Below are 12,577 nucleotides of genomic sequence, written 5' to 3' on the forward strand. Positions count from 1 at the left end.
CTGTGTCGCGCCAAATGATTATTGGAGGTAACCCTCTACATATAGTGGGCGGTTGAGTTAACTGCATACCCAGTAAAAATAATTTGACGGCTGGTTCCGACAATCAGCGTATAATATCACACGAGGTTAAAAACCCTGGGCGTTGCCATCGTATAAGGTGGCGAGGTGCGCCCGGTAACCAAATACCGGGGTGGACACCTCGAAATAAGCCTCGTGGGGGGGCTGATATGGGGCCGTAACATCGACTATCAATCATACAAATTTTCTGAAATTATCTCCTCGCTCTTTCTGAAAATTTTACAATATTATAAAATCAGGAACCCAGACAGTTTTTTAAACCTCTTATACACGAGAAATAAAATGTTTAATAATACTAGGATCTTTCACATACCGCAAGCGTGTTGTATTTAAGATCGGGGTATCTTGTTTCGACAATCGTTCCCGAATCCAGCTTGTAGAATCTGTAGCCCATCCCGCGAAGAAATTGCTCCGTTGCCAGTACTACTTTCTCACCTCGGAGAAACTCAGCCCAGAAGCCCTTTTCGAAGTAACCAGTCTCATACCAGAGTATAGGTTTGTATTTCTTGATCGTTTGTGCGGCACCCCTTATCACTTCATATTCCATTCCCTCCACATCGATCTTAACGAAGTCTACCCGATCAAAACCCTGATCTTTATAGAACTGATCAAGAGGAATAAGTTCAATGCGTTCATTCTGGTTCGAATCAGAAAACAGGAAACCTGCGTTGCCCCTATTTTGTTTATCCTCGTTCCAAAACCGGACTTCTTTGTTGTCGGAAAATCCCACATTGAAAGGAAAAATGATATTTTCATATAAAGAATTCAAGCGAATGTTGTCGACAAGTCGTCTAAAAAGAAACCCACCAGGTTCACAAGCGTACACTTTTCCGTGGGCACCAACTCTTTTCGCAAGTGCAAAGCTGATGGCCCCCACATTTGCGCCAATGTCAAAGCAGACATCTCCCCGCTTCACGCACTTTTCGATGATCGCGGCTGTTTCAAGATCATAGAACCTCGTGAGCATTTCTTTTTCTATGTTGTAAGTCGTATCAATATTGACAGAAATGTCACCCAGATATTTATTGAAAATGAAATGCCTGCCAGGCGGCAAATAGTCGATCATAGACCGTCTATATCGCACCGCCCACTCGATAAATATCTTAGGGAAAAAAGTAAATCCCCCTTTGATTAAAGGTTTAAGCAGTCGCTTCAGAATATATTTAATGGATCGCGATGGTTTTTTCATGTCGCTGATTTAGAGCGTAATCTTTCTTTGCATTTTACCTGGTCAAAGCCGATGCGCAGATCACCGCTATCGAGATATCGGAAAATTACATTCTCCAGACAAGGTCGCCAGAATCTGGACTGCCTTGAGAAATGATCATCATAGATCCGGACAAAGACTCCACTATATTATGAGCCCCTTATGTGAGCACACATCCCGCAAGCACAAGCCGCGCAATTAGCATGAGTCGTGAGCGTTCCATCGTATGCCCCCCTCATGCCCGCGCTTCTCACCCAGAAGCTCTTGGAGACATGAAGAACCATCGCATACGTTCCGGCCTCCTTTCCGACATCGCACCCATCCAGAACCTATGCAGGAAAATCCGTTCCAAGGTCGATACGCGGATCGGCAGATCCGCCATGACGCGCCTTCTTTCCCAGATCTCCTCGATATCATGAGAAGAACGGAATCGTTCTGTAATGGTCCTTCCGATGTCGCGATCTACAAAATCGTGAAGTTCCAAAAGAATGTGCACCCCGCGCAGGCCAGCTAATGCCTCGGGGTCTAACAGATCTCTCTCTGTCCCTTCCACGTCCATGATCAGCAGAATGCGGCCGGTGGCGGTGAGCTCTTGGCGCAGCGATTCCACATCACAACGACCGCGGACATGCACCTTTTCACCGACCCCGTTGCTTCTGGCAAGAACTTCGATCAGCTCCCGGCCCCGCGCCTCCATCTCGAACGCGCAGACCGTGGCTCCCGTCAGGAGGGCCATGCCGACCGCATAATATCCCTCTGCGGCCCCGACATTCAACACCACATCGGGCTTCAGAGAATCGCTGATCTTCTGCAGAACGGGTTTCAGTTCAATCTCGTATGTGCCGAGCAGTTTGGGCAGATAGATGCCGTTAATGCTATCCGCAACATACTTCATTCCAAAAAAGGGACCGCCGAGGATTCGCCCCCCGCACTCATGCTCGATTCGTTTTCTGACGTGTGCTCTCGGAAGGGTGCGGATATCCGACGGAAGAAGGTTTCTCAGTTTCATCTTTGCGAGCCTATCTTACCAGATCGCACCGCGCGGGGACAGTCTGGAAGCATATTCAGCACATTCTCATAGTAGAATCTTTGATAAGGCATTGCTCTTCCCTGGTGAAAGCACGGGACAAAACGGTTTTCGTATTCATATGAGAATGGAAGGTCTATTGATTTCGGAAAAAACACATTTTTAATAAATCGCACCAATCGGATGAACCCTATTTTCTTCAAATTCATACTTCTGGAGGACCTATGAACTTCAATAAACGGGCCAAATTACCTATACCTAATATTAAACCATGCGAGATAAAAATTCTCTTCTGTTGCGTAAGAAAATTGCCAGCTGCCAGGGTAATAGAATAAGACTGGTGGTCATCAAATATGCTACGGCTACGCCAATTACCGCATATTTGATACCCAAAACCAAGGATAAAGAACCCGTTACAACTGCATTAACAATGGTGAGCATAGCATATGGTTCACATTTATGTGCGCGCAGATATACAGATGTTGGATATGAAGCATTACCTAACAACACTCCGATAAGGAACAATGCGAGCGGCAATGGTGCAATTATGCGTGAAGAAAAGGGATGATTAATGATATTTAAACCATATACAAATAACCATACGGTCAGAGTACCAAAAAATAAAATGACGACTGACACCTTTATGATACGGTAGAGCAGACTGTCGAGGGCTTTGTATTCCTTATTAGCAATCATTACGGCGAACTGAGGCCCCCGGGGCTTACTCCACATCGCTGACACACTGGCAATAGTAAGTACAATGCTCATTGATAAACCAAATTGCCCACCGATCGCCGGGCCATGAAAGTGAAAAAGCACTGGAGTAAAAAAATAAAAAGAGAAATAGTTACCGACTGCAGTAATTGCTGCTCGCCACTGTATTTTCCAGATTTCCTGTGACCAGCTTACACGCGGGCCAGACGGCCTGGAAATAAATGATTTTATAAAATTATAATAGCGCCACAGAAGAAAAAAGGCTGATGAGAGAATAAAAACTCCGGAAGAAATCGAGGCTGTCCAAAGGGCGGCACCAAGATATATAGAAGACCATGTTGCGATTGTCCCTAAAACGGTGTTGACCATCCGAAAGGAGTAGACTTGAGAGACCTGGTTGCAGCCCTCTAATATCGCCCAGACGGGCGTCATAACAAATATTACGCCGGTGAGGACACTGAGACTAAACCAAGGCACAACCCAATTTATTCCTACATCCGGCGATTGTAAAAAAAAGAAATAACCTCCAGAACTGATACCAAATGCAATAATTCCACCGCCCATTAGATACCAGCGTAATGATGAGTGCCCCAGACTGATCAGGCGGGAAAGCGCGCGGCTATCACCCGTAATATAACCCTTTTTATCAAAGGATAGCTTTGCCCACTCGTGGGCGGCAAAATAAGTGATTATGGGGCCTAAGCCAAGCTCCAAAAACATCTGGAGCGCCAGGACGCTGGCGAACGTATAATAATATCCCTGTAATTCTGGCGTAAAGAGAGACATTATCAGGAGTGCGCTTATAGGTCCCGATAGAAAATGCCACCCTATTGTTATAATGCCATAGGCAGACGCACGGCTCAGTTCTAGGGCACTTATAATGCTTTTTAAGGTTAGCGGCACGAACAATAATTGGTTTCTTGCTGTTTCATGTGTGTAACCTAAATTCGAGTTTGCTTCCGATGAGGCAGATCATCGTAATCAAGTTTTTCACAGCTCGATATCCCCTATCTCCGGCTTGGGCAGGGAAACCTTTGCAGAATTATCAAAAAACTATTTTTCAATCACTTCTTTTTTACTTCCCATACTCATAAAAAACATATTATTTTAACATATTGTTTTTACCTAATATAACATCTACTCTATGTCATATTCCCACCAAGAGGGTTGAAAATATTGGGTGTTGCCGCCGTATACGGCGGTGAGGTGCGCCCGGTAATTAAATAACCGGGTTGGACACCTCAAAATGAGCCTCTTGCATGGCTGATATGCGGTTGTAGTATTGGTTATTAATCAAGAATTTGCTGAAATTATCACCGCTTTTTCTGAAAGATTATAAACCCAGGAGGTTCAGGGGTAAAGTCTACTTTTGACCCTTGTTAAGCTTTAGTTTCACCATTTTCTTTGGACGCCATGGGGACGTCTATGATTTCATACTTTGCTATCATTTTGCCGATTACCGTGTTTTCCATATCTCGCCTTTTTCTCTTTCACCGTAAACCCGATTTTCTTTTTTGGTTTACTTTCCACGGTCAATAGTTGATCAAGAGTTTCAAAAATAATCCGGAATTTTCCATTCGTATCCGCTCTGAGATTTTCAATTTCCCTGCGAAGTTCAACATTATCCAATATAAGATGTCTAAGTTTTGTAAATGCCCGCATTATTTGAATATTGACCTGAATTGCCTTGTCGCTTTTCAGAACAGATGATATCATCAATACACCATGTTCTGTGAAAGCCATTGGCGCATATCGAGTGCCGCCCCAGCTTGAGGTCGCAAATTGCGACCTCAAGTTTTCATATTCTTTTTTGGAAAGTTTAAACATAAAGTCTTCCGGAAATCTATAAATATTCCTTTTTACTTGTTCCTTCAATCTCTTTGTTTCGACACCATAAAGTACGGCAAGATTCTGGTCCAGCATAACCTTTTTGCCGCGTATCAGGTAAATTAAACCGGTGATGTTTTCAATGGGAATGATGCCGTTCATTTTTTATCTCTCACGTAAATTTACAGGGATTTTTTCATAAATTGATACAAATACTTTGTATCTCTCACCCCAGTACGATGCAATGCACCTACGGGGCAGGCAGGGGCCACATGGATAGAAAAAGTTTTAGGTTCTGATTGAAATGTCGTCTGAGTCCCGGTGAATTTTGTTACCATTTGGTTTCATCCACCATGATCGCTGAAAGGGCCTTGTCGGATTTCGGTGATGAATCGGTCAAAATCATTAAGATGATTCTTCAATACTCCGTAAATAAGGGCATCATCCACTTTGTCATAACCATGAACGAGAACATTTCTGGCGCCGGCCATTGGAACCAAAAAATTCAAGCTTGCATCACTGATAAGGCCCGCTTGGGCAAGTACGACAAATATGCCCTTGTTATCCTTTGGTTCAGGCAGCCCTTTTCCTGAAATGATGATTTTGCCGATATCAAGACAGGTTTCAATGGAAATTTGGATTCCTCTTTCAACGATGTCCTTTTTATCCATGGACTTTTCATAATCCACGAATGATTTGAGTTCACCTGCTATATACTTCAAGCGAGCCAACCGCTCCAGAAGCAAATTTATTTTTCGTGCGATCGATTTCATGATCCACCCGATTGATTCAGCAGACGCTCCAGGTTTTCAGATCGTAATTTATCGATAAACGGCATAAAATCAAAGTAAAGACCACGAATTTTACACTCGTACGCCAGTCGCCGATCCTGATCGTTCTCATAGACACAACGGCCTGTGGTTATAACCTCATAGGCGATCTCAAGGGACGCATTGTTTAAAATCGTGACATCGGTTTTCTTAGCAAGCGACATCCCGATACGGGTAGCAATCATAAATGCCGGTGAAACCACTTTGACGGGGTCTGAGGCGTAATGCGGTTCGTCCATAAGAAATGCCAGGTCCACATCGGAAGTTTTTTTACAGGCGCCACTTAAAGACGACCCGAAAATATAAACCGCAACAATACGGTCCTCACGCCGGACTGTTTCTGCAATTGTTTCAGCGGTGTTTTTAACAATATCGATATTGGAATTATTCATTTTGATTATAGCGGTAGAGACAGCTGTCTATTGATGACAACTGACTGTTGCCTCCCGTCACCCGTCTGTCTTTAGGACACACAAATACCATGCTTTTGAATCTCGCTTGCCAATGGATTGCTGCTATCAAAGTCCTCTACTCTAAAGGGATGAGGCTCAATGCGATCATCGATATTTGCTGCCATTTTCATTAGTTTCATGTTTTACAACATACAAAGCCTTCAACAATTTTTCAATCGCCAATATGCCTTTTTAGAATGTTAACGACTATAACTGCGTCCACTTTATCATAATGATGGACGACAATATTTATGAACTTTGCATTTTCCCCATTGTGTCAAAGAAGCCCTATATTTTTCGGAAGTTGGGTATATTTAATCATTAGGAGTTTTAATTTTTACAGGCGTTCTACTGCCTTTATAAACAGCTCCGCTTTGTTAATTACATGCTCGGATGCCAATTAACCTGATGTTATTATTCAAAATAAGATAAAAAAGGCCCCATTTTCCCAAGTCTAAAATTCAGTAGCTATTATATATAATAAATGATAACTATGTCAAACTTTATTTTTATTTTTTATAAAAAAATTAGAAGGTTATGCTTTATATAACATTGGGAGGGGATCATCTCGTTACAATATAAGAGACTTAAATAATACGTATATTGAAATTTTACAAAGGCGGCATGAAGATTTTACAATCAATCGGTCTATCAGTTCTCACCCCGGTGGTTCATATAATCGACAACTGTTTGCTTAAACAGGTGCAGATCCGTAAGGTGTTTTTGCAGTATCTCATACACGGCATGTTCGTCAAGCTCCCAATACAGATGAACCAGGCGGTTTCTGAATTTAGCCATCTGCATCAACCGTTCCATGAAACCCCAGTCTTCCAGAACCCCGAGATGGTATAACTCCTTGAAAATATCCGCATAGGTTTCGGGCGGTTTCACCGGCTTTTCCAGTTGGGAAACAGCCAGTAAGCGGTTACCGATGTTCAGGCAGCTTTCAATCGCCAGATGAAGGTACCGCTCCGCACTGCCACGAGAGATGAGGTCCTTTTGAAATTTTTCAAAAGGAATTTTTCTAGCATCTTCTAGTAGCAGCAAGTAACGATGAAGGTGTTTAAGGTGCTCCTTGATTCGCTCGTCCATGATAGCCGATGCCCTGTAAAAACTCCCTGTCGAAACTTTCGCGGAATGGCTTGAAATCCAGGTAAAGCATTCTTGTCATTTCAATGAAATCAATTAACGCGGATCGGTCACGGCAGTATAAAATCGTACCGCTGTTCGTAATATGAAAAGAAAACCGTGCTGGCGCATCATTCAGAACCACCAGATCGATCTCTTCGGTTCGCAAGGTTGAAGTGAATAGGCCGATAAGTTCCAGATGCTTTTCAAAGCGCTGTTTTTTTTCTAAACGGCAGGAGAGCAGAACACCGAAATCCAAATCACTGAGTGGTCTGAGCGCATTGTCTGAAAGGCTTCCGAATGCATACAGTGCAACAATATCCGGATCATTGGATACCGCTTCTATAACGACCGGCACTTTTTCTTTTACGTCAGCCGGCAATGGTTTTCCTTCTCGGATCATTCGTATTTGCTTTCTGCTCTATCGTCCGATAGACGAATCGTGAGGTTTATAAAAAAACTCGTTTGTATTATATATAAAATTTAATGGTTACGCAAACGTTAATTAATACTTAAAATAGACTGGATTCCGGCTTTTGCCGGAATGACATTTTATGAAAAGCCAATAACTATATTTTTATAGCAACAACCTCAAGGAACGATCGAATTTCACTATCACCTGGAGCAATGGCCATATAATCAATCGATTCCGAGCGATCAACGTCGTCAAAATAGCACAATTGTTCTCTGAACAGTTTGGCATTGAAGGTATTTTCATACATTATGTCAAATACCTACGCAAGTTTAATTTATAATAACACATTGATATAATAGAAAGTTAAGAAACTATGGCAGGCCTAATCCAAACAGTTTGACTTGTTGATTTGTTACGCGGTTCCGCCCTTTACTGTCGGGAAAATATTCTTTTGACCCCTGCGGCAATGTCAAGCGTAAGACTCAGCAGGGCCGGGATCAGGAATATGGTAAACACCGTGGAGATCAGCAGGCCGCCGACAATGACCCCGCCCAGGCCGCGGTAGAACTCGGAACCGGCCCCCGGAAACAACACCAGCGGCAGCATGCCGCACACCGTTGTAATGGTGCTCATGTAGATCGGTCGGATGCGGGTGCGGACCGACTCGGCAATGGCATCCCGCGGCGTCATGTGGCCGTCCCTGATATTATTCAGGGATTGATGCACGATCAGGATGGCGTTGTTGACCACGGTGCCCACCAGGATGACAAAGCCCAGCATGGTCAGAATATCCAAGGGCTGATAGGCGATAAAACGGTTGACCAGAAAAATGCCGATAAAGCCGCCGGCCGCAGCCAACGGCACGCTGAACATGATGATCAAGGGGTAGAAAAAATTTTCAAACAGAGAGGCCATCAGCAGATAGCAGATAACGATAGCCAGGATAAAATTCCACTGCAGGGCCAGCCGGGTGCGGGTGAGATTATCAGCCGTTCCGCCCATATGAATGTTGTAAAGGCTTGATAGCGTGCCGCTCTTTTTTATCGGTAGAACAACCCGTTCGTTCAACATATCCATGGCAGCTTCCAGAGATATCTCCCGGGGCGGAATCACCTGGATCGTAATGGCCCGCTCTGAATCGATGTGGTTGATCTGGGTCGGCCCCTCTTCCAATCGGATGTCTGCCAGAGATCCCAGTGTTACTTTTTCTCCCCCCGGGGAAATGACGGGCAAACCGGCAAGGTCCTGGGTTCGTTCCTTGCTGTCGTTTGCCCGCTTGACAACCAGGTCGATCTCATCGCCGTAAAGCCGATAGGTACTGGCCTTGGCCCCATCCACCAGCGCATTGACGGTGGTGCCCAGATCATTCGTGGTCATCCCCAGACGGGTTAAACGGTCCCGGTTGGGGAAGATCCGCAGTTCGGGATTCCCCAAATCCAACCCCGGAATGGGCCGGACCTGTGCCTGGGGCAAGACCTGCATGGCACCGCCGAAGATCTGTTTGCCGAGTTCGATCAGTTTGTTCAGGTCCGGTCCTTTTATTTCGATCTCGATCGCCCGGCCCTCGCCGATCCCCTGTTCAAACAAGCCGGGCTGCACCACCACCGCGATCATTCCGGGAATTTTCCGCAGGGTATTGTAGACATAAGGGAGCAGCTCGCGGGTGCGTTCCTGGACTTTTGAAATGATGCCCATAAACACCTGCTGCCCCCAGGCAACATAAAAAAAAGTCTTCACCGGCGGCAGCTTCAGCTCCCGGGCCAATTCGCTCGTCTGTCCGTTCTCAACCAACGGTAAGATGTCCGCTTCCACAACCTCAGCGATCTTTTCCAGTTCCGCCAGATTATAACCCGGCGGCGGCAGCAGAATGCCGAAGAGCATTTCGCGGTTGCCTTCCGGCAGGTATTCGGTTTTCGGCATCAAAAACAGGGCCATTCCGATTGCAAAGGATATCAACAGAATAATAACACCCAGTCGAACGGTTATATAGCCGCACATCCAGTAAACAAATTTCGCTATGATATTGACAAATCCACGGGCGATCCCGGCCGGCGTCCAAGATCTGTTTTTGGTTGCTTTCTCCTCCTTTACTTTTCCCAAAATCTGTGCCGAAAGGGAGGGTATCGCTGTGATGGAAATCAGCAGGCTGAGCAGCACGGCACTGCTGATGGCGATGGAGATATCCCGGAAGAGCTGCCCGGCCTCTTCCTGCACAAAAATAACAGGTAAAAAGACCGCAACCGTGGTCAGCGTGCTGGCCAGTACCGCTCCCCAGACCTCCACCGTACCGTCATAGGCCGCCGGCAGACGGGTCTTTCCCATCTCCCGGTGGCGGAAGATGTTTTCAAACACTACAATGGAGTTGTCCACCACCATCCCAACGGCAAAGCTCAAGCCGGCCAGGCTCACCACATTGATGTTGCGCCCCAGCAGCGTCATCACCAGAAATGTTCCGATGACGCTGATGGGAATGGCGACAGATACGATCACGGTACTGGCAAAATTCCATAAGAACACCAGCAGCACCAGCACCGCCAGGCTGCCGCCCACCAGAATGTTTTTTCGCACCAGATTGATGGCGCTGTAAATATAACCGGTTTCGTCATAAACCTGTTCCAGCTTAAGCCGCCTGTCTTTCAATAGGCCTTTATTCAGCTCATCGATACTCTCCCGCAGTTTCTGCATGACCACCAGCACATTGGAGCCGGGTTCGCGCACGGCATTCATGACGATAGTGGGTATGCCTACGTTTCTCATGACAACGTCTGCTTTCTGAAACCCGAGGGAAACGGTGGCAACGTCTTTTACCGTAACCGGTATGCCGTTGACCCGCTTGATGATGACGTTTTCAATATCGGACTCGCCCGTGTATTCTCCCACCGTACGGGCAATGTAGCGCCGCTTGCCTTCGTCAAAATCCCCGGCGCTGATGGTTTTGTTTTCGATATCCAGCGCCCGCATCAGTTCCGGGATGGATATCTTACGGGCAGCCAGGGCCTTCGGGTCGACAATCACCTGCATTTCGCGCTCTTTACCGCCGTAGATATTGGAAGAAGCAACCCCCGAGATTCTTTCGAAGCGCGGTTTGACATATTCGTCCAGGAAATCGTATTCTTGGGGTAAGACGCCTGTGTAACCATCCAAGGCCTTCAATATGATCCACGCAATGGCCTGCTCACGCCTTCCACCGGATTTAATAATCGGCTTTTCCATATTGTCCGGATATTTTTGAACCTGATCCAGCTTATTGGAAACCCGCAGCAGGGCCTCATCCGTTCGGGTGCCGATTTCAAACAGCAGATTAATATACGCCAGGCTGTCCCGGCTTTCGCTTTTAATTTCCTTGAGACCTTCCAGGTTTTTGAGCTCTTTTTCCTGGACATCGACGATTTCGCGTTCCACTTCAAGGGGGCTGGCCCCGCGCCAGACGGTCTCAACGGATATTTCAGCCAGGTCCACATTGGGTGTCAGCTGGATCGGAATCCTGTAAAGCGATATCAGGCCGAAAAGTACCAGCAAAATAACGCCCACCGTCACCGTCACCGGTTTTTTTATGGCCGTGTCGACGAGTTTCATGGCACAATCTCAACCGTTTGTCCCGGCCGGAGCCGTTCATTGCCGCGGGTTACCACCCATTCATCCGGCTTTAAATCTCCCTCAACGGCAACCGTGCTGTTATGGTATCCCAGGATGGTTATCATGACCGGAGCCACCTGGCCGTTCAGAACCTTAAAAACCAGCCGGTCGCTGCCGGACATCACAACGGCATCTTTGGGAACCAGCAGCGCATTTTTCTTGTTGGCCAGGTTGAACGTCACCACAGCCTCCATACCGCTCTTGATTTTCAGACCCGGATTGCCCATGCTGATCCTCACCGGAATGGTTCGGGCGGCCGCATCTCCCCGGGGTAAAATGGCATAAATCCGACCGGAAATCGGGTCGGATGAAATGCTTTTAATCAAGACACTCACCCGGCTATCGGACGTCAGGTTCACAACATATCGCTCCGGCACATCCACCGTAAGGCGGATTTCCCCCAGATCCAGCAGCGTAACGATCGCCCCGCCCGGATTGATCCACTCCCCGACCTGGGTATGCTCATGGGCGACAATCCCGGGAAAAGGCGCCAGAACCTTTTTCCGGCTGATTTCATACTCAATCTGCTCCATTTCAGCGTCGCTTTGCAGCAGCCGCTTCTCCAAAACCAGGTGCGCATAAAAAGCGTTATCATATTGGGTCTCTGAAATACTTTTTGTTTCCCGCAGCTTGCTGATTCTTTGGAGTTCCTTTAGCGCATTTTCAAGATTTGCCTGTATAACGACTTTTGCGGCCTGGGCCGCTTTGAGGCGCAGCCGCAGATCGGTATCCTTTAACCGGACCAGCAAGTCGCCCCGCTTGACAGCGCTCCCTTCCTTGACCGGAAAGTACTCCACGATACCGGAAACTTCCGCAGCCACCGTGCTGACGGCGATGGCTTCAGCGGTCCCCACCAGCGAAATCTGCTCTGATACCAATCCCTGGGTAACCTGAGCGGCTTTCACCGGCACTTTGGGAGGCCCTTGCTGACCTGCTGCCAGCCCCGCGATAATTGCAAAATAACTGAAAAATATCAGCGGCAGCAAAGCTGTCTGCCGTCTTATCTGTGACCCCTTCGGTTGTAGCTGTCCCATCAAACACCTCGGTTATCCTTCATTTGCATTCTGAAAGCGACGGCAGCATCACCTGTCCGGTTGAACTATCCACGCTTGAGCAGATTGCAATAATTTTATAAAGAAATCTTTTTATCGCTTAATCAAGTAATCGTCAAGGATTTAGCGCCTGACCCAGGAATTCTCGGTGAGGGATTCAGCGGGATTTGATAACGGAAACGAAAGAACAAAAGGGTCGGGTAGACGGACA

General features: G+C 46.6%; 10 protein-coding genes. All 10 read right to left on the bottom strand.

Annotated elements, in window-relative coordinates:
• Positions 1 to 373: 373 nt before the first annotated feature.
• Positions 374 to 1,144: an FkbM family methyltransferase gene (locus tag P1P89_19570; GenBank protein MDF1593712.1), complete on the bottom strand. Its 771-nt coding sequence runs from the start codon at positions 1,142 to 1,144 to the stop codon at positions 374 to 376.
• A gap of 391 nt (positions 1,145 to 1,535) precedes the next feature.
• Complete coding sequence (locus P1P89_19575; GenBank protein ID MDF1593713.1) at positions 1,536 to 2,294, bottom strand: hypothetical protein; 759 nt, start codon at positions 2,292 to 2,294, stop codon at positions 1,536 to 1,538.
• A gap of 282 nt (positions 2,295 to 2,576) precedes the next feature.
• Positions 2,577 to 3,812 (bottom strand): hypothetical protein, encoded by a 1,236-nt coding sequence (locus P1P89_19580; GenBank protein MDF1593714.1) that lies wholly within the window; start codon positions 3,810 to 3,812, stop codon positions 2,577 to 2,579.
• Between the two features lie 645 nt (positions 3,813 to 4,457).
• The gene (locus tag P1P89_19585) at positions 4,458 to 5,015 is read right to left on the bottom strand and encodes an ORF6N domain-containing protein (protein MDF1593715.1); all 558 of its coding nucleotides are present in this window, start codon (positions 5,013 to 5,015) and stop codon (positions 4,458 to 4,460) included.
• Positions 5,016 to 5,197: 182 nt separating this feature from the next.
• Positions 5,198 to 5,626 carry a DUF86 domain-containing protein gene (locus tag P1P89_19590; GenBank protein MDF1593716.1) on the bottom strand — a complete coding sequence of 143 codons (429 nt, stop codon included), beginning with the start codon at positions 5,624 to 5,626 and terminating at the stop codon, positions 5,198 to 5,200.
• Positions 5,623 to 6,075 (bottom strand): nucleotidyltransferase domain-containing protein, encoded by a 453-nt coding sequence (locus P1P89_19595; GenBank protein MDF1593717.1) that lies wholly within the window; start codon positions 6,073 to 6,075, stop codon positions 5,623 to 5,625. Before P1P89_19595 ends, P1P89_19590 begins: the two co-directional genes overlap by 4 nt.
• A 711-nt stretch (positions 6,076 to 6,786) precedes the next feature.
• The gene (locus P1P89_19600) at positions 6,787 to 7,227 is read right to left on the bottom strand and encodes a DUF86 domain-containing protein (protein MDF1593718.1); all 441 of its coding nucleotides are present in this window, start codon (positions 7,225 to 7,227) and stop codon (positions 6,787 to 6,789) included.
• Positions 7,199 to 7,645: a nucleotidyltransferase domain-containing protein gene (locus tag P1P89_19605; protein ID MDF1593719.1), complete on the bottom strand. Its 447-nt coding sequence runs from the start codon at positions 7,643 to 7,645 to the stop codon at positions 7,199 to 7,201. The genes P1P89_19600 and P1P89_19605 overlap by 29 nt, the downstream gene beginning before the upstream one ends.
• 462 nt (positions 7,646 to 8,107) lie before the next feature.
• Positions 8,108 to 11,254 (bottom strand): efflux RND transporter permease subunit, encoded by a 3,147-nt coding sequence (locus P1P89_19610; protein ID MDF1593720.1) that lies wholly within the window; start codon positions 11,252 to 11,254, stop codon positions 8,108 to 8,110.
• The gene (locus P1P89_19615; GenBank protein ID MDF1593721.1) at positions 11,251 to 12,348 is read right to left on the bottom strand and encodes an efflux RND transporter periplasmic adaptor subunit; all 1,098 of its coding nucleotides are present in this window, start codon (positions 12,346 to 12,348) and stop codon (positions 11,251 to 11,253) included. Before P1P89_19615 ends, P1P89_19610 begins: the two co-directional genes overlap by 4 nt.
• Positions 12,349 to 12,577: the final 229 nt, after the last annotated feature.

This window comes from Desulfobacterales bacterium (assembly GCA_029211065.1).
Taxonomy (GTDB): Bacteria; Desulfobacterota; Desulfobacteria; order Desulfobacterales; family JARGFK01; genus JARGFK01.